The organism is Myxococcus sp. CA033, from assembly GCF_013336625.1.
Classification (GTDB): domain Bacteria; phylum Myxococcota; class Myxococcia; order Myxococcales; family Myxococcaceae; genus Myxococcus; species Myxococcus llanfairpwllgwyngyllgogerychwyrndrobwllllantysiliogogogochensis.
The window spans coordinates 1,101,289-1,118,057 of sequence record NZ_JABUMU010000001.1 but is presented as its reverse complement, the minus strand read 5'-3'; the positions used below and the strand labels follow the sequence as shown (position 1 = coordinate 1,118,057).

Sequence of the window (16,769 nt, the reverse complement as noted above, 5' to 3'; positions counted from 1 at the left end):
GGGCTCGCGAGGCTTGGGGGACTACATCCGCTCGTCGATGGCGCGGTTGCTCATCTCATCCGCCTCGGCATTCTTCGCGCGGGGGATGTGGTGGAGCTTCACCTTGGTGAAAAGTCCCAGCAGCCGTCGCGCCTCCTCGAAGAGGGGCCTCAGCGTCATGCTCTTCACCTGGTACTGCCCACCGAGCTGGCGGATGAGCAGTTCGCTGTCGGCATAGACGTCCACCTCGCGCGCGCCCATCGACTTCGCGTGCTTCAGGCCCAGCAGGAGCCCCTGATATTCGGCGGAGTTGTTCGTCTGCGTCCCGAGGAAGCGGCCCAGTCGCGCCACCACGTGGCCTTCGGGGTCCGTCACCACCGCGCCCGCGCCCGCGGGCCCGGGGTTTCCTCTCGCGGCGCCGTCCGAATAGACGCGCACGCGAGGAAGCGGCTCGGAAGGAGGGGACGGCTCCACCGCTGTCGAGGCGGGAGCCGAGGTCGCCGTCACTCCGTCGTCGGCCCTCGAGGGAGGGCCCAGACGGGTGGCGGCTTCGTCGAGAAGCTGACCCAGTCGCTCCCGCGTGAGTCCGCGGAAGGTGCGCACCGTCGACGAGAGCGGCTCCTCACGCGCGATGTGGCGGAGGATGTCGACGAGGGACGGTGCGGGCATCGCGGCCTACTTCGCCGCCGCGGGTGTTTCCTGGAGGGCTTCCACCGCGTAGATGATGCGGTTGCAGGACGGGCAGACGTCCGTGCCCAGCGAGGTGCGCAGGTTGTTGTAGAGCTGCGGGGGCACGTTCATGTTGCAGCCCTGGCAGGTCCCCGCCACCACACCGACCAGCGCGGGCAGCTTCTTCTTGCGGATGACCTCGTAGCGCCGCAGCAGGTTCGAATCGACGGCGCTCGCGACACCCGAGCGACGGCCCTCGAGCGTCTTCACCTGCGCCTCGGACTCGCCCAGCTTGCCTCGCAGCTCCGCCATTCGCGCCGAGAGGCCTTGCTGCTTCGTTCCGAAGTCGGCCTCCTTCCCCTTGAGGGCCTCGCGAGCCAGGCCGAGCTGCTTGATCAGCTCCACCTGCTCCTCGGCCATCGTCAGGTTGGCCTTCTTGGCGATATCGATTTCACGGGCGAGGGCGGAGTACTCGCGGGTGGAGCGCTGTTCGCTCAGCCGCGCCTCCCACTTCTTCACCTTGTCCTTCTCGTCCGTGATGTTCTGCTCGCGCTCCGCCTTCTGCCGCTCCATGTCAGTGACACGCGCGCGCTCAGCCTCGATGGCGCTGCGAGCTACACCCAACTCCCGCTCCAACTCGGCAATCTGACGGGGGTGGACGTCCGCGGCCTTCCGGAGCGATGCGACCTCCAGGTCCACATTCTGAAGCTCCGCCAGCGCCTTCAATTTCTCCCGCAAAGTTGCTGCCTCCCACAGAGCCGCACCGTGTACGGCCGCGCGCTCTTCTACCAACAAGGGTGATAAGGGTCCAACGCCCAAATGGACCATGAGTCATCCCCTGGGCCCTTGGATTGCTCCTCGCCATTTGAAAGAGCTTCACGCACCCGTTAGACCGGGCACGTGCTCCGCGCCACCTTTCATCGCCCGTTGCTCCTCCTCGCGCTCGTCTCCGCCTGCCGCGAGACGCCCCCTCCCTCGGCCCCCGTCGCTCCCGCGCCGACGGCTCCCTCGCCCGCGCGCCCTGCCGCCGACGTGAAGTGGGGTGTCATCGAGGGTCGCGTTCGCCTCACGGGCACGCCCCCGGCCCCCACCTTGTCGCCCACCACCGGCACCGTCGTGTCCGTATGCGGCGAGCAGGCGGAGGACCGCTCCCTCGTCGTCGGCGCCGAAGGGGCACTCGCCCACACAGTGGTTTCCCTCAAGTCCGGCGCCGGCCTCCCCGCACCGGCGAGCCTCCCGGCCGACCCCGTGCTGGACCAGAAGAAGTGCGTCTACGAGCCGCCCGTCCTGGCCGCCCGGGCAGGCGGCACCCTGACGCTGCGAAACTCTGATCCGCTCGTGCACAACGTGCGCGCCGCCTCCGGCTCCAACCGCTCCTTCTTCAACGTGGCCATGCCGCTGGAGGGGATGACGACCCGCAAGCCGCTCCCCGCGGAGCCGGGTGTGGTGCCCATCCGCTGTGACATCCACCCGTGGATGCGCGCGGTGGTGCGCACCTTCGACCACTCGTACTTCGCCACCACCAGCCCGGAAGGGCGCTTCCGCCTGGAGGTCCCCGAGGGCACCCACACCCTCGTCCTCTGGCACGAGCGGCTGCCCCAGGCCGAGCAGACCGTGAATGTCCGCGCCGGAGAGGTCGTCGAGGTGGAGCAGTCCTGGGCGGTAGGAGACCTGAAGTAGCTGGCCCGCTCAGGCCTGTATCAAAAGAGTCTGGAAGTTTTTCGGCGCTGCGCGTTCTACATGTCGAGGCGTGGGTGATCCGGATTTCATTTCCGCTGCGGCCGAAAAATTGCTACAATACTGGCGAGCAACACCACGAGAGGGGGGCCGAGTCATGCAGCAGGCCAAGAAGCGAACGACTCTGACGAGTCAGGCACACACCCACCAGGAGCCGACCCGCAAGGAAGTCCGGCCGGTGGGGATGCAGGAAATGGGGCCTGGCCTCTACGAGCAGATCCGCCGTGCGCTGATGGAGTTGTCGCTGGCGTCAGGGACTTGAGCGGAGCCGAAGCGTCACGCTGAACGGAGCCCTGGCGGCGCCCCTGGACGGGCGCGCCTCGCTTCAAGGCCTCGTGGGTACCACCGAGGCGCAGGGACTCCCGGCGGATGCCAGGGAGTCCCTACAACCCCACGACTCAGGTTTCTTCTTCTTCGGTTTCCGCGGTCGCGGTCTCGTCGTCGTCGAACGAGTCGAGGTCTTCTTCCTCTTCCTCGCTCGCGGCGGCGGGCTCTTCGGGTTCAATCGGTTCGATGACCTTCGGGGCGGCGGCCAAGCGTCCGCGTCGTCCCTCGGGCTGGGGCTTGAGAGCAGGGCTTTCCCGCTGGTCCGCGCCGCACTTGGGGCACAGCGGGTCAGGCTTCTTCATGTCGTAGAACTTCGTCTGGCACTTGTAGCAGACGAACTTCGATCCGAGGTCCTTCGCCGGCATTCGCCACCTTCTGAATAAGGCCGAGAGAAGACAGAGGGCGGCTGCATAGTTGGCGCGCAAGACGGAGTCAACCGATGGTTTGCGCGGGAGATTTCTAGCGGTAGCATCCAGAACCCAGTCTCCCCTCAGTGAGCCGGACGCTCCCCTTGAACTTCACCTGCGACAATTGCCAGAAGCGGTACTCCATTGCGGACGAAAAAGTCCGCGGCAAGACGGTCAAGGTCCGTTGCAAGAACTGCCAGAACGTCATCACCGTCGAAGGACCCGCCGAAGAGGAGAGCACCCGCGTGGTGTCGCTCGCGGACGTGGAGCGGCTGAGAGCGCAAGAGCGCTCCCTGGCCGAGCCCGCCGCCGCGCCCGTCACCGCCGCGCCCGCGTTGGCCAAGGCGCCACCCGCCGCGCTTCAAACGCCCTGGGACGATGAGCCCACGCGTGCCGCACCCCTGCGGGCCACCGGTTCGCCCTGGTTCGTGATGGTGCGCAACAAGCAGGAAGGCCCCCTCGACGAGGGGGCGCTCCGGGAGCTCGTCGCCACTGGCACCATCAGTGGCCGCAGCTTCTTCTGGCAGCAGGGCATGGCGGACTGGAAGCGCGGCGCGGATGTGCCGGAGCTCGCTGGTCTGTTCACCCCGCCACCCGAGCCGGAGCCCCTTCCTCCACCCCCTCCGCCCGTGGCGGAGCCGCCTCCCGCCCGAGTCTCGAAGAGCACACCTGCTCGCCGGGAGCCGGAGCCCGAGCAGCAGCCCTACTTCCCCGAGCCGGAGCCGCAGTACCCCCAGGAGCCGGAGCCCGAGCAGCAGCCCGAGCCCCAGCGAGCGTGGGTGCCCGAGGAGGACCCGGATACGACGTACTTCGGCGAGCCTGATCCTCGGGGCCAGTCCCAGGCTTCGGCGCGGCGAGGGGCGGCACCGGCCGCCAGCGCGGCGCCGCTGAACGAGCTGTTCTCCGACCTGGACCTTCCAGAGCGGGGGGACCAGGACGACGTTCCCCAGGAGGACCCGCTGGCCTCGCTGGGCGGCGGTGACGAAGAGGAGCGCAGGCCTCGGGAGGACACGCGTCACTTCGCCAAGAAGGCGGGTGTCACGCGGCGCAACTCTGGCTGGAAGTACGCCGTCTTCGCGCTGCTGCTCATCATCGTGCCGGTGGGAGCCGCCTACGTGTTGTCGGAGTCGCTGGGCGTCATGCCGCTGCGGGTGACGACGGTGGACGCCGAGGGCAACCGGGTGGAGCAGTCCGTCTTCACCGGTGCTGGCATGGGCGCGCTGCGCGACAAGCTGCTGGGCAAGACGCCCCCGCCAGCTCCGCCGCCTGCGACGAAGGTGACCCCCGAGTCGCCCCCGGCCGCAGTGCAGCCCGCCGAGCCCAAGGCCGCCGAGCCGACGGCCGGCACCGAGGGCGCCGCCGTGGCGGCTCCGTCCAAGGAGCAGGTCGCGGCGGTCTACAACGACACGGAGAAGAAGGACGTCGCTCCGGAGGTCCGCGAGGATGCGGACGTGGCCGCGGCGGACACCGAGGAAGTGGGCGGTCCGTCGGACGAGGAAGTGGAGCGCATCGTGGAGCAGACCCAGGTCGCGTTCCGCGACTGCGTGGACCAGGAGCTGCGCCGCAATCCGTCCTTCAAGGGCGGGAAGGTGACGCTCACCGCCACCGTGGGCACGTCGGGCGCGGTGAAGGCCGCCACGTTCAGCCGCAAGGACCTGAACGGCTCCTCGAACACGGTGGGCACCTGCATCCGGGACCGTGCCAAGCGCATGGTCTTCTCCAGCTTCTCGGGTGAGGACGTCGACCTGGAGATTCCGCTCGTCCTCTCCGGGCGGTAGTCCCGAACCAGGGCCCCGGGCCTCTTCCTCTCGTCGAGGGGAGGCCCCGGGACCTGGCGCGGCCGCCGAGCGTCCGCCTCAGAGGTCGAAGTCGCCCGCGGGCGGCTTCTTGCCCTGCATCGCCCGCTGACGCGCCAGGCGCACTTCCTCGCGCAGCGCCTCGGTGGCTTCCGCGTCCACCCGCATCGTCTCCAGGTCCAGCACGTCACCCTCGCGCACGCCCGAGGGGAGTGACGTGAGGGGCCGTGTCACCTCGCGCCCTTCGACGATGAGCACCGCGACGTCGTCCTCGATGCGGTCCAGCGTGGCCCGCGACACGCGTGTCTTCGTCATGGGTTGCAGTCCTGGGCGGGACGTCGTTCCTGGGCCGCCGCCTCGCGCGTCTTGTAGACGATGAGGTTCTCGGGGTGGATCTTCTTCGCCCCGTCGCAGTCCGGGAAGTGGAACAGCTGCCGCTTCCGGCTGGCGTGGTACGGGCCCTTGTACTTCTTCGAGCGGTCCGTGCGCCCCTCCGCCACGGGCGCGGGCGGCTCCGTCCGGGTCGTCTGGAGCGTGTCGATGGGCCGCAGGTCCTCGGGGGGAGGGGGCGGGGGCGGGACCTTCTTCTCGGGCAGGGGCTTGCCCGCCCAGAAGTCCGGCTCCGGCGTGGGGCCCTGACCCGGGTGCGTGTAGCGCGTGTCGCTGGGGCTGCCCTGCGGCAGTCGCTCGGGCGTGACGACCAGTGACTTGCCGTCGCTGACCACCTGCACCTCGCCATCCACGTCGGTGCGGAACACCTGGACGTGCGCGGCCTTCAAGCGCTCCAACGTGGCGGCGGCGGGCGCCTTGAAGGGATTGTCGGCGCCCACGGAGATGACCGCGGCGCGGGCGCCCACGCGGGCGAGGAAGGGCGCGGTGGTGGCGCCCGCGAGCCCGTGAGCCCCCACCTTGATCAGCGTGGACTGGATGGGGACCTCTCGCGCGAGCAGGTACTCCTCCGTCTGCGCGAGGGCGTCACCGGCGAAGAGCACCGACGTCTCGCCGTAGGAGAGCCGCATGACGATGGAGTTGATCTCCAGCGTGGCCTCGGACGCCTCCAGGAGCGGCTCGCTGGGGGCTCGGGGCCAGAGGATGGTCAGCGACACGCCGTCCCCCAGGTTGATGCGCTGGGGGGCATTGGGCGTGGACGTCGGCGGCGCGGGCGAGACGACCTGGATGCGGCGCCCGCTGATGGAGGTGAGCAGGGCGTCGTACTCGCGCGGCGCCGAGGGCAATTGCGGCTCCATCAACTGTCGCGCGCCCACGCGCCGCAGCACCGGGTCCAACGCTCCGTGATGGTCGTTGTGCGGGTGGGTGAGGATGACCAGGTCCAGCTGCTTGACGAGCAGCTCCGGGAGGCGGTTCACCAGGTGGCCCGCGGCCTTCTCCGGGCCCGAGTCCACCAGCACCGTGTTTCCCGTGGGGGAGACGATGAGGGCGGCGTCCCCCTGGCCCACGTCGAAGAAGTAGACGTGCAGCTTCCCGTCGGGGGCGTTGCCGAAGTAGCGCTTGGCCTCCGTGGCACGCGTGGCGGACGGGTCCGGCGATTCCTTGCAGGCCGCCAGGGCCAGCAGGGTCCCCAGCAGGGCGAGATGGCGCGGGCTCATGGGTGACAATCCTCGGCGGGGCGACGCTCGCGTAGGGCGGCTTCGCGGTTCAGGAAGAGCGTGCGTTCAGACTTGGAACGCTTCAGCGTGGAGCACGTCTCGCGGTGGAACACCTTGCTGCCCTTGAGCCCCACGTAGGGGCCTTGTCCCTCGGTGTTCGCGGGCGTCGAGCCTCGCTCACCGGGTGCGGTTCCAGGTGAAGGGACTTTCACCTCGTCTCGCGGTTCGACGGTGCCGCGCCCTGGCCGGGAGTGGCCAGGCACGACGGGTCCGAGCGCGATGGGGCCCGGGGTGATTCCGCCCGGCACGACGAGCAGCGCGCCGGTGCCTCCGTTCGCACGCAGCGTGACGGTATGGCCGTCGCTGGCGGCGACCACTTCGCCATCCCGGTCCGTGCGCAGCACGTGCGCGCCGACGGCGTCGAGCCGCTCCAGCGTCTCTCGCGCGGGATGGCCGTAGTCGTTCTTGGCGCCACAGGAGATGACGGCGGCCTGGGGCTTCGCCGCGGCGAGGAACGCGGCCGTGGAGGAGTGCCGTCCGCCATGGTGGGCGACCTTCAGCACGGTGGTGGTGAGGTCCAGGGGGCGCTGGAGCAGGGCGGCCTCGGTGTCCGGCTCCGCGTCGCCGACGAGCAGGAAGGCCGTCCTCCCGTACGTCAGCTTGGCGACGATGGAGTTGGAGTTGGCGTCCGAGCGCGTTCCCACGAGGAAGGGCTCCTTCGGCGCGCGCGGCCATAGCACGGTGAGCGAGACGCCCTCACCCAGGCCGATGGTGAGCAGTGAGTCCGGCGTGGCGGGATTGGGCTCCGGGTTCATCACCTGGCCCACCGACTCGCCGACGAAGCCGAGCAAATCCCGGTACGCCTCGCTGGGGTGGTTGAAGCCCGGGTCCATGAAGCGCCGGGCGCCGACGGCGCGCAGCGCGTCCGTGAGTCCGCCCAGGTGGTCCAGGTGCGGGTGGGTGAGGATGACCAGGTCCAGCGGCCCCGTCACCAGGGTGCGCAGGCGGGCGGCGAGTCGTTCCCGGGCTTCGGGAGGGCCGCCGTCGATGAGGACCGTCTTGCCCGTGGGGGAGATGACGAGCGCGGCGTCGCCCTGGCCCACGTCGAAGAAGTGGACCGTGAGCGGCCTGGTGTCGGTGCTGGGAGTGGGAGGGGAGGGTGGGCCCGCGGCGATGCCTGGAAGCGCGGCGAGCAGGAGGGCGAGGAAGCTGGACAGCCGGAGACGGGACATCACGGTGCGGACTCTACCGCCACGTTCCCACCCTCGGCACCTCGGGTGCGAGCAGGAAACGCACGGGTCGCCCGCGCGCTTCCCGAGGACCTCGAAGTGGGCTAAGGGGCCGCCATGTCCGACTCCGAGGACCTCTTCAAGTACGTCGAGGAAATCGCCGACCAGGCCCGCCGCCGCGTTCAGGCGTTGACGGGCGCCCGGGAGGCCCCCCCCACCGACGCCGCTCCCGACGCCTTCACCCGCCACGGCACGGGGCGCGTGGACCCGGACTCCATCCGGTCCGCCTCGGACCTGGCGCCGTACATCGACCACACGCTGCTCAAGCCCGAGGCGCGCCAGGAGGACGTGGTGAAGGTGGCCGAGGAGGCGCGTCAGCACGGCTTCGCCACGGTCTGCGTGAACAGCTCGCACGTGGCCACCGTCGCCAGAATCCTCGCGGGCTCCTCCACGGTGCCCATCGCCGTGGTGGGCTTCCCGCTGGGCGCGGCGCTGTCGTCGGCCAAGGCGTTCGAGGCGCGCGAGGCCATTGAAGCCGGGGCGCGCGAAATCGACATGGTGGTCAACATCGGCGCGCTCAAGGCGAAGGACCACACGCTCGTGTTCACGGACATCGCCGCCGTGGTGAAGGCCAGCAGCCCGTTGCCGGTGAAGGTCATCCTGGAGACCGCGCTGCTGTCGGACGAAGAGAAGGTCTTCGCCTGCCTGCTGTCGAAGGCCGCGGGCGCCGCCTTCGTGAAGACGTCCACGGGTTTCAGTTCGGGCGGCGCGACGGTGGAGGACGTGTCGCTGATGCGCGCCATGGTGGGCGAGGACGTGGGCGTCAAGGCGTCCGGCGGCATCCGCTCGTCCGAGGACGCCATGAACATGCTGCGCGCGGGCGCCAACCGACTGGGCGCTTCCGCGTCGGTGGCCATCGTCACCGGCCAGGTTTCCACCGCGAAGTACTGACCCGGCGGAGCCGACGTGAACGCGAAACAGCGAGACGAACTCAAGGCGCTGCTGCTGGCGCTGCATGCCGAGCTGACCGAGAAGACGCCCTCGAGAATCGAGCCCAACCGCACCGATGAGGCGCGCATCGGCGGCGACGAGGACGAGCAGCCCCTCAACGAGATGATGCAGGCCATCGCCTCCAACCGGAACCGGAACATGGACGGCGTGCTGGCCCGCGTGCTCAAGGCGCTGGGCAAGCTGCGCGACGAGCCGGACTCCTTCGGTGAGTGCGAGGAGTGCGGGGATGAGATTCCGCTCGGGCGGCTGCGCGCCATGCCCTACGCGGAGCTGTGCGTGACGTGCCAGGGCGGCAAGGACGGCCCCAAGGGCCGCGCCACGCGTCGCAAGCTCACCGACTACAGCTGAAAAACTCCACCGGCGCGGCGAGGCTTGTCTTCCGCGCGCGCCCAGACCGTACGAGGCTTCGAGGCTCCATGAACGACACCGGACTGAGAGAGCGGGCGGAGGCGTGGCGCCTGGCGGACCCCGACCCCGCCACCGCCGACGAACTGGCGCGGCTGCTCGCCCAGGGAGACCTCACTGAACTGGCGGACCGTTTCGCCGGAGACCTGGAGTTCGGCACCGCGGGCCTGCGTGGCGTGCTGGGCGCCGGGCCCAACCGGATGAACCGCGCCGTGGTGCGCCGCACCACCGCGGGCCTGGCGCGCTACCTCAAGGAGCATGTGCCGGACGCCGCCACCCGGGGCGTGGTGGTGGGCCGTGACGCGCGCAGGCTGAGCGCGGAGCTGGCGGAGGACACCGCCGCCGTGCTCGCCGCCGAGGGCATCCCCGCCCACGTCTTCTCACCGCCGGTGCCCACGCCGCTCACCGCGTACGCCTGCCTCCACCTCAACGCCGCCGCCGCCATCATGGTGACGGCCAGCCACAATCCACCCGAGTACAACGGTTACAAGGTGTATTGGGGCAACGGCGCTCAAATCATCCCGCCGCACGACACGGGCATCGCCGCCGCCATTGCCCGGGTGGAGCCCGCCAACCGCGTGCCCCTGCTGACGGTGGCCCAGGCTCGCGAGCAGGGCCTGTGGCGCGACATCCCGGACTCTCTGGGCGAGGACTACCTGCGCGCCATCCTCGGGCTGCGCGTGCACAAGAAGGGCTCCGACACGCTGTCCATCGTCTACACGGCGATGCACGGCGTGGGCGGAGTCTGGGCGGAGCGGGCCCTGCGCGACGCGGGCTTCCCGCGCTTCACGCCCGTGGCCGAGCAGCAGATGCCCGACGGCCGCTTCCCCACGGTGCGCTTCCCCAACCCGGAGGAGCCCGGCGCCATGGACCTGTCTCGCGCCACCGCCGAGCGCGTGAAGGCCGACCTGGTGCTGGCCAATGACCCGGACGCGGACCGGCTGGCCGTCATGGCCCGCGAGGCGGACGGTGGGCTGCGCATGCTCACCGGCAACGAGGTGGGTGTGCTGCTGGGCCACTACCTTTTGACGCAGGGGACGAAGCACGCTCGGCCACATGTCGTCACCACCATCGTCTCGTCGACGCAGCTGGGGGACATCGCCCGCTCGCTCGGCGCGGCGTATGACGAGGTGCTCACGGGCTTCAAGTGGATCGCCAACCGCGCGCTGGAACGCGAGCACGCCGAAGGCACTCAGTTCGTCTTCGGCTACGAGGAGGCGCTGGGCTACACCGCCGGCACCGTGACGCGGGACAAGGACGGCGTCGGCGCGGCGCTCGTCATGGCGGACCTGGCCGCGTGGTGCGAGTCGCGCGGCACCACCGTGCTCGGCTACCTGGAGGAAATCCAGCGCCGGCACGGCCTCTACGTCGGTGCCCAGCGCAACGTCACGCTGCCCGGCGCCGCGGGCGCGCAGGTCATCCGCGGCATCATGGACGCCTTCCGTGCCCGGCCTCCCTCCCACATCGGCACGGAGGCCGTGCGGGCCGTGCTCGACTACCAGCGGGGCGTGAATGGCCTGCCGCCGTCCAACGTGCTCGCGCTGGAACTGGAGGGCGGGGGCCGCGTCACCCTGCGTCCGTCCGGCACCGAGCCGAAGATCAAGTACTACTTCGAGCGCAAGGAGACGCCGGGTGCCGGGGAGCCCCTGGCCCAGGCTCGTGCTCGCGCCGAGGCCCGGTTGACCTCCTTCATCGACGCTTTTGTCGCGCTCGCACGTGAGCGTGGACAACCCACCTGAGTCTTGATTCACACCTCATCTCGAGCCTCGGTTTCCCCCTGGCCGCGCCTCGCGTGGCCCCCGTCGAAAGGATTCGTGTGAAGCGCCTCGTTCCTGGAGTCCTCCTCGCCTGCTGTCTGATGGCCCTTCCTGGTACCGCGCTGGCGCGGGGGCAGGGCTGGTCCGTGCTCGCCGCCGACACACTGGGGCGGGGCAATACGGCGTTCTCTGGCCAGATTGGCTGGCCCGGCCTCACGCTGGGCGTGCTCCACGGCAGCTCGGAGCGCTTCGACATCGGCGGCAAGTTCAGCTTCAACTGGGGCCGCGAGGGTTGGGTGCGCCACACCTCGCCCGGCATCAAGCTGCAGGCGTGGATGCGGCTGGAGCTGGCGAAGACGAACCAGGTCTCCTTCGCGCTCACCTTCCAGCCCGGGCCGCTCTTCTACTTCGACGACGGCGACACGGACGTGGGCCTGGCGCTGCCGGTGGCCTTCGTCGTGGGCATCCCCGTGTCCAGCGCGCTGATGGTGAACGTGGGCATCGACATGCCCTTCCACGTCTACTTCGGGGAGGGCATCGGCCCCGTCATCCCCATCCTGGTGGGCGGCGGGCTGGAGTACTTCATCGACAGCCGGCTGGCGGCCACCTTCAACCTGCGCATGGGCCCCTCGCTCATCCCCGACTGGGATGAGAGCGAGTTCGCCATGGAAGCCCTCTTCGGCATCGCCTACCGCTTCTAGGCGACGCGCCGGTTCGGGCCTACCAGGAGGACGTCTGCTCGGGCAGCTCCACCGTGAAGGTGCTGCCCAGGTTGACGCGGCTCTGCACCGTCAGCTTGCCGCCCATGGACTCCACCAGGGCGCGCGCCACGGTGAGGCCCAGCCCGGCGCCCTTCTCCGGCGGCTTCGTCGTGTAGTAGGGCTCGAAGACGGCCTGCAGCTCGTCCTCGAAGATGCCGATGCCCGTGTCCTTCACGAACAGGCGCGGGCCGAAGTCGCCGAACATGTCCGGCAGCTCCACGCCCACGTGGATGCGACGCGGCCGGTCCATCACGTCTTCCACGGCCTCCGCCGCGTTGGCGAGGATCTCCACCAGCACCTGCTCCAACTGGCGGCGGTTGAACACGACGGCGATGGGGTCCTCCGGCAGCACCACCGTCACTTCGGCGGCGCCCAGACGGCCGTTGCCCCGCACCCGCTCCACCACCCCGGGAACCAGCTCCCGCAGGTCGAAGCGCTGGATGTCCTTGGGGTTGGTGGGGCCCAGCGAGAGCAGGTGCTGGCCGTACAGCCGCATCTGCTCGCCGGCGACACCCAGCTTCTTGAGCTCGTCCACGTCCGGCGGCAGGCCCTGCAGCGCGCGCTCGCGCACGTGCCCCAGCGCCCGCTGGAGGCCCTCGCCGATGTGACCCAGGTTCTGCGCGACATCCGCCGCCAGCGTGCCCACGCGCGCCAGTCGCTCCATCTCCACCCAGCGGGTGCGTGGATCCAACAGCTCCTCGGCCCGCTGCCCACCGCGGTCGCGGTGCGCCTTGAGCTCCAGCAGCGTGTGCACGCGGACCTTCAGCTCCAGCGGATCCAACGGCTCCGTGGTCAGCAGATCATCCACTCCGGCTTCCAGCACCTGTCGCCGCGTCTGGCGGTCCGCCCTGCGGGTCAGCATCAGCACCGGCACAGACAGCGCACCCAGCTCCGCCTGGAGCCGTCGGTACGCCGCCAGCCCATCCGTCCCCGGACGCTCCACGTCCAGCAGCACCAGGTCCGCGGCCTGTCGGGCCCCGCTCCCACGCGCTGGCAGGACGTCGTAGCCCGCGGGGGCCAGGATGGAGCACAGCCGCTCCATGCCTTCTGACTCCACGTCCACCGCCAAAACGCGGGGTCTGTACGTCTCGGTCGTTCCCGTCGTATCCAGCATCACCCACCCCCGCCGTGTTGACCGGACCGACCGGGCCCGGGTTTCACAAGGAGTCCCTCCGGACCTTGCGACAGATTGGATGAAGCCTCCCCCCCGGTGGCCTGATTCCAATCCGGCGCGGCCCGACCTGACCTCATTATGCGAGGCGCGTGCCGTCGTGATTTCCGACGCCCCGTGTCTCAATCCCGGAGAAACCCGGAGTTCCATCCAATAACGGCAGGGGGTTGGAGTGTCGTCTTTCTCCACCATCCGAAGGAGAGGACGTTGGCCACCAGACACCTGGGGGTCACTCCTGACCAGGAATCATTCTATACCCGGGTATAGAATGACTCGCACTGGTTTGGTGACCTCAGCGGGACTCCTGCTCGTATGGGACGCCGAGTGAGGCAGGGGTGCTGTTGCGCTGGCCCTGGAAGGCGAGGACCAGGAGGGTGAGGAGGTAGGGCAGCGCGAGCAGGACGCCCTGGGGGACGACGTCCAGGAGGCCCGGGGCGCTGGAGGCGAGGCCGATTCGCAGCGCGTTGCCGAAGGCGAAGAAGGCCGCGGCGAAGAAGGCGCCCAGGGGTGTCCAGCGGCCGAACACCATGGCGGCCAGGGCCATGAAGCCCAGGCCCGCGGGCGTGTGCTGCTCGAAGCGGTCCAGCACGGTGGTGGAGAGCACGGCGCCACCCAGGCCCGCGAGCAGTCCACCGCCCAGCACCGCGCCCCACCTCAAAGCAGGAACGGAAAGTCCCAGGGTGGCCACCGCGTGGGGCTTGTCGCCCACGGCGCGCAGGCGGAGTCCCAGGGGCGTGCGAGTCAACATCCCCTGGAGCAGCAGCGGCAACAGCAGCGCCAGGTACGTGGGCGCGGCGTGGCCGGAGAGCGCGCCCAGCACGGGCACCGAGGCGAGCTCGGGCCAGTTCCAGGGGGCGAGCTGTTGGATGGGGGGCGTCCCGTTGGGCCCGAAGTGCGTCTCGAGCAGGAAGGTGCCGCCCGCCAGGGCCACGAGGTTGAGGGCGATGCCGGACACCACCTGGTCCGAGCGCCAGCGGATGCACAGGTAGCCGTGCACCGCCGCCAGCGTCGCGCCCGCGAGCATTCCGACGCCCACGGCCAGCGGCGTGGGCATGACGAGCGCGGCCACCGCGGCGCAGAAGGCGCCCACGCGCATCATCCCCTCCACGCCCACGGCGACGACGCCCGCGCGCTCGGAGAGCACCGCGCCCAGGGCGGCGAAGACGAGCGCGGGGGCCGCGTCCAGCGTGGCGAACAGGAGCCGGTGGATGATTTCAAGCATGGGGCACCTGCGCGGCCGGAGCAGGCGGCGCGGCCGTGGCGACTGTCGGGGTGCTTCGACGGCGCAGCGCCGCCAGCCAGATGAGGCGTCCGGCCACGAAGAGCAGCGCGAGGCCCTGGATGAGCTCGGGGAAGCTCTTGTGCACATCGAGCAGCTGCATGCGCGTGCCACCCGCTCGCAGAACACCGAAGAAGAGGGCCGCGGCGCCCACGCCCAGCGGGTGGTTGTTGCCGATGAGGGCGATGGCGATGCCGTCGAAGCCGTAGGGAGCGCCGAGCGTGCCCGGATAGCGGCCCTCGGTGCCCAGCACGAGCACCGCGCCAGCGAGTCCCGCGAGCGCTCCGGCCAGCGCCATGGCGAGCCCCGCGCGCCGCGCCACGGGGATGCCCGCGGCCCGCGCCGCCTCATCACCCAGGCCCACCGCGCGCGTTTCGAAGCCGGAGCGGGTGCGCGCAAGCCACGCCCAGACCGTCACCGCCGCCACGACGGCGAGGATGAAGCCCAGGTTGAGGCGGGAGCTGTCACCCAGCAGTCGTGGAAGCTGCGAGGTGGGGTGGATCTCCGCCGTGCCGGAGATGGAGGCGCCGGCCTCGGCCACGCCGCGCAACGGCCCGACGACGAGCCAGTTGTCCACCAGTCGCACCGCCACCCAGTTGAGCATGATGGTGGAGATGACCTCGTGCACGCCCCGGTACAGCTTGAGCGCGCCGGCAATCCCCGCCCAGGCGGCCCCGGCCACGGCCGCGCCGAGGAGCGCGGCCGGGATGTGCAGGATGCCGGGCAGGGCCACGTGCGCGCCGACCACCGCGGCGGCGAGCGCGCCGAGCAGCATCTGTCCCTGCGCGCCGATGTTGAACAGGCCCACTTTGAAGGCCACCGCGACGGACAGGCCGGTGAGGGTGAGCAGCGCCGCCTTCATCGCCGCCTCGCCCAGGGGCCGGGTGAGGACGGTGACGGCGGCACCCTCGAGGAACCGGGGCCAGTCGCCAATGCCGCCCCAGAGCATCTCGAGATAGGCCGCCGTGGCGACCGCCGTGCCGTCCGTGTCCCGGGTGAGGGCGATGAGCTGCCAGCACACCACCAGCGACAACAGCACCGACAGCACCGAGGGCAGGGCCTGCCGTGTCCGCTCACCCATGGGCCTGCTCCGCTCCCAGCATGCGACGTCCCATCTCCCGCTCGTCGTATTCGGCCCGGGTGAACTGGCCCGTCACGCGGCCCTCGAAGAGCACATAGACGCGGTCCGCCAGGGCCAGCACTTCTTCCAGGTCCAGTGACACCAGCACCACTCCCGTCCCCTGGGCCCGCGCCTCGCGCAGCCGCGCATGCACCTGCGCCACCGCGCCGATGTCCAGGCCTCGCGTGGGCTGCACCACCACGAGCAGACGCGGCCGGGCATCCAGCTCGCGCGCCACGACGACCTTCTGCTGGTTGCCACCCGACAGGGCCTGCAAGGGCAGGGTCGGCTCGGGCGGGCGCACGTCGTATGAGGCCAGGAGCGTCTGGGCCCGCTCGCGGCGCCCGGCGAAATCAATCCACAGGCCCCGCGCGAAGGGCGGCCCCGTGTGGCGTCCCAGGGCGATGTTCTCCTCCACGCTGAGCGCCTTCACCACCGCGCGGCGCAGCCGGTCCTCGGGCACGTGGCCCACGCCGCGCGCTCGCGCCTGGGCGGGCGTGAGCCCCGTCAGCGCTCCTCCGAGCAGCGTGCCGCCACCCGCGGTCAGCGGACGCAGGCCGGTGAGCACTTCGGCCAGCTCGCGTTGTCCGTTGCCGTCCACGCCGGCGATGCCGACGATTTCTCCCTCGCGCACCGTCAGGTCCACGCCGCGCAGCGCGGGGCACCCGTTGTCGCCTCGGGCCTGGAGTCCCGTTGCCTCCAGCAGGACGTCGCCGGGCTTCTCACCGCCGCCTGGCGCGGGCCTTCCGTCGTCCCCTCGCACCGGGAGCCCCACCGCCTCCATCAGGGCGTCGCTGGGGAGCTTCTCACCCGAGGCCGCCGCGTGGCCCGTCACGGCGCGCTGGCTCTCGCCCACCATCAGGGCGGCCAGGGCCGTCGCCGACGTCTCCGAGGGCCTCACCTCCGCCACCAGTCGGCCGCGCCGCATGACGGCGATGCGGTCCGCCACGCCGAGCACTTCCTTCAGCTTGTGGCTGATGAGCACGACGGTGCGCCCCTGCGCGACGAGGCCGCGCATGACGCGGGCCAGTTCGTCGGCTTCCTGGGGGGTGAGGACGGCGGTGGGCTCGTCGAGGATGAGCACCTGGGCGCCCCGGTGCAGCGCCTTGACGATTTCCACCTTCTGCTGCGAGCCCACCGTGAGCGTGTCCACGCGGGCGCGCGGGTCCAACACGAAGCCGAAACGCTCGCAGGTGGCGGCGACCTCCCTGACGGCGCGCTCCCAGTCGAACAGCCCCCGGCGGGTGGGCTCGCGGCCGAGCACCACGTTCTCCGCCACCGTCAGCGTGGGCACGAGCATGAAGTGCTGGTGCACCATGCCGATGCCCAGGGCAATCGCGTCCCGAGGGCTCTTGAGGCGCACGGACCTACCGTGCACGGACACCTCGCCCGAGTCCGGATGGTAGAGCCCGTAGAGGACGTTCATCAGGCTGGACTTGCCCGCGCCGTTCTCTCCCACCACCGCGAGCAGCTCGCCCGCGCCGATATCGAGGGACACGTCAACCAGCGCCGTG

17 protein-coding genes are annotated in these 16,769 nt (G+C 70.4%); 7 read left to right on the top strand and 10 right to left on the bottom strand.

What is annotated here, in order from left to right:
• Positions 1-21 precede the first annotated feature (21 nt).
• Both HUA78_RS04410 and HUA78_RS04405 read right to left on the bottom strand, forming a co-directional pair.
• Complete coding sequence (locus HUA78_RS04410; protein ID WP_174461544.1) at positions 22-648, bottom strand: ribonuclease HI family protein; 627 nt, start codon at positions 646-648, stop codon at positions 22-24.
• Between the two features lie 6 nt (positions 649-654).
• Positions 655-1,386 (bottom strand): zinc ribbon domain-containing protein, encoded by a 732-nt coding sequence (locus HUA78_RS04405; protein ID WP_141649159.1) that lies wholly within the window; start codon positions 1,384-1,386, stop codon positions 655-657.
• A gap of 162 nt (positions 1,387-1,548) precedes the next feature.
• Here HUA78_RS04405 and HUA78_RS04400 point away from each other — a divergent pair, with 162 nt between their 5' ends.
• Together HUA78_RS04400 and HUA78_RS04395 are read left to right on the top strand one after the other, a co-directional pair.
• Positions 1,549-2,328, top strand: coding sequence for a hypothetical protein (locus HUA78_RS04400; RefSeq protein ID WP_174453056.1), 780 nt, complete (start codon positions 1,549-1,551; stop codon positions 2,326-2,328).
• A gap of 154 nt (positions 2,329-2,482) precedes the next feature.
• Positions 2,483-2,647, top strand: coding sequence for a hypothetical protein (locus tag HUA78_RS04395; RefSeq protein ID WP_174453057.1), 165 nt, complete (start codon positions 2,483-2,485; stop codon positions 2,645-2,647).
• A 136-nt stretch (positions 2,648-2,783) separates the two neighbouring features.
• Here HUA78_RS04395 and HUA78_RS04390 read toward each other — a convergent pair whose 3' ends face one another.
• Positions 2,784-3,077, bottom strand: coding sequence for an FYDLN acid domain-containing protein (locus tag HUA78_RS04390; protein ID WP_141649469.1), 294 nt, complete (start codon positions 3,075-3,077; stop codon positions 2,784-2,786).
• A gap of 128 nt (positions 3,078-3,205) precedes the next feature.
• Between HUA78_RS04390 and HUA78_RS04385 the strand changes: the two genes are divergently transcribed.
• Positions 3,206-4,897, top strand: coding sequence for an AgmX/PglI C-terminal domain-containing protein (locus tag HUA78_RS04385; RefSeq protein ID WP_371745492.1), 1,692 nt, complete (start codon positions 3,206-3,208; stop codon positions 4,895-4,897).
• Between the two features lie 78 nt (positions 4,898-4,975).
• Here HUA78_RS04385 and HUA78_RS04380 read toward each other — a convergent pair whose 3' ends face one another.
• From HUA78_RS04380 to HUA78_RS04370, 3 genes are read right to left on the bottom strand one after another with little or no spacing between them, the layout of a single operon-like run.
• Positions 4,976-5,230, bottom strand: coding sequence for a DUF3006 domain-containing protein (locus HUA78_RS04380; RefSeq protein WP_174453059.1), 255 nt, complete (start codon positions 5,228-5,230; stop codon positions 4,976-4,978).
• Positions 5,227-6,522 carry a ComEC/Rec2 family competence protein gene (locus HUA78_RS04375; RefSeq protein ID WP_174453060.1) on the bottom strand — a complete coding sequence of 432 codons (1,296 nt, stop codon included), beginning with the start codon at positions 6,520-6,522 and terminating at the stop codon, positions 5,227-5,229. The genes HUA78_RS04380 and HUA78_RS04375 overlap by 4 nt, the downstream gene beginning before the upstream one ends.
• Positions 6,519-7,754: a ComEC/Rec2 family competence protein gene (locus tag HUA78_RS04370; RefSeq protein WP_174461637.1), complete on the bottom strand. Its 1,236-nt coding sequence runs from the start codon at positions 7,752-7,754 to the stop codon at positions 6,519-6,521. Before HUA78_RS04370 ends, HUA78_RS04375 begins: the two co-directional genes overlap by 4 nt.
• Positions 7,755-7,868: 114 nt before the next feature.
• Between HUA78_RS04370 and deoC the strand changes: the two genes are divergently transcribed.
• From deoC to HUA78_RS04350, 4 genes are all read left to right on the top strand, one after another.
• On the top strand, positions 7,869-8,702 hold the full coding sequence (gene deoC, locus HUA78_RS04365; RefSeq protein ID WP_174461540.1) for a deoxyribose-phosphate aldolase: 834 nt from the start codon (positions 7,869-7,871) through the stop codon (positions 8,700-8,702).
• A 15-nt stretch (positions 8,703-8,717) separates the two neighbouring features.
• A complete protein-coding gene (locus HUA78_RS04360) occupies positions 8,718-9,110 on the top strand; it encodes a TraR/DksA C4-type zinc finger protein (RefSeq protein WP_141647633.1) in 393 nt (130 codons plus the stop codon).
• A 68-nt stretch (positions 9,111-9,178) separates the two neighbouring features.
• Entirely contained in the window at positions 9,179-10,906 is a 1,728-nt protein-coding gene (locus HUA78_RS04355) for a phospho-sugar mutase (protein ID WP_141647632.1), read from the top strand.
• Between the two features lie 77 nt (positions 10,907-10,983).
• Complete coding sequence (locus tag HUA78_RS04350) at positions 10,984-11,625, top strand: hypothetical protein (protein WP_174453063.1); 642 nt, start codon at positions 10,984-10,986, stop codon at positions 11,623-11,625.
• Between the two features lie 19 nt (positions 11,626-11,644).
• On the opposite strand, the gene HUA78_RS04345 is transcribed toward HUA78_RS04350, so the two are convergent.
• The 4 genes from HUA78_RS04345 to HUA78_RS04330 form a co-directional block, all read right to left on the bottom strand.
• On the bottom strand, positions 11,645-12,727 hold the full coding sequence (locus tag HUA78_RS04345; RefSeq protein ID WP_254623541.1) for a sensor histidine kinase: 1,083 nt from the start codon (positions 12,725-12,727) through the stop codon (positions 11,645-11,647).
• A 421-nt stretch (positions 12,728-13,148) separates the two neighbouring features.
• Positions 13,149-14,078: an ABC transporter permease gene (locus HUA78_RS04340; protein WP_174453065.1), complete on the bottom strand. Its 930-nt coding sequence runs from the start codon at positions 14,076-14,078 to the stop codon at positions 13,149-13,151.
• Complete coding sequence (locus tag HUA78_RS04335; RefSeq protein ID WP_174475716.1) at positions 14,071-15,216, bottom strand: ABC transporter permease; 1,146 nt, start codon at positions 15,214-15,216, stop codon at positions 14,071-14,073. The genes HUA78_RS04340 and HUA78_RS04335 overlap by 8 nt, the downstream gene beginning before the upstream one ends.
• Positions 15,209-16,753: an ABC transporter ATP-binding protein gene (locus HUA78_RS04330; protein ID WP_371745491.1), complete on the bottom strand. Its 1,545-nt coding sequence runs from the start codon at positions 16,751-16,753 to the stop codon at positions 15,209-15,211. The genes HUA78_RS04335 and HUA78_RS04330 overlap by 8 nt, the downstream gene beginning before the upstream one ends.
• Positions 16,754-16,769 lie beyond the last annotated feature (16 nt).

Excerpts from the sequence above, each read along its gene's own strand:
- HUA78_RS04410 (WP_174461544.1), bottom strand. The coding sequence starts at position 648 with ATGCCCGCACCGTCCCTCGTCGACATCCTCCGCCACATCGCGCGTGAG.
- HUA78_RS04395 (WP_174453057.1), top strand. The coding sequence starts at position 2,483 with ATGCAGCAGGCCAAGAAGCGAACGACTCTGACGAGTCAGGCACACACC.
- HUA78_RS04390 (WP_141649469.1), bottom strand. The coding sequence starts at position 3,077 with ATGCCGGCGAAGGACCTCGGATCGAAGTTCGTCTGCTACAAGTGCCAG.
- HUA78_RS04380 (WP_174453059.1), bottom strand. The coding sequence starts at position 5,230 with ATGACGAAGACACGCGTGTCGCGGGCCACGCTGGACCGCATCGAGGAC.
- HUA78_RS04375 (WP_174453060.1), bottom strand. The coding sequence starts at position 6,522 with ATGAGCCCGCGCCATCTCGCCCTGCTGGGGACCCTGCTGGCCCTGGCG.
- HUA78_RS04370 (WP_174461637.1), bottom strand. The coding sequence starts at position 7,754 with ATGTCCCGTCTCCGGCTGTCCAGCTTCCTCGCCCTCCTGCTCGCCGCG.
- deoC (WP_174461540.1), top strand. The coding sequence starts at position 7,869 with ATGTCCGACTCCGAGGACCTCTTCAAGTACGTCGAGGAAATCGCCGAC.
- HUA78_RS04355 (WP_141647632.1), top strand. The coding sequence starts at position 9,179 with ATGAACGACACCGGACTGAGAGAGCGGGCGGAGGCGTGGCGCCTGGCG.
- HUA78_RS04345 (WP_254623541.1), bottom strand. The coding sequence starts at position 12,727 with ATGGAGCGGCTGTGCTCCATCCTGGCCCCCGCGGGCTACGACGTCCTG.
- HUA78_RS04340 (WP_174453065.1), bottom strand. The coding sequence starts at position 14,078 with ATGCTTGAAATCATCCACCGGCTCCTGTTCGCCACGCTGGACGCGGCC.
- HUA78_RS04335 (WP_174475716.1), bottom strand. The coding sequence starts at position 15,216 with ATGGGTGAGCGGACACGGCAGGCCCTGCCCTCGGTGCTGTCGGTGCTG.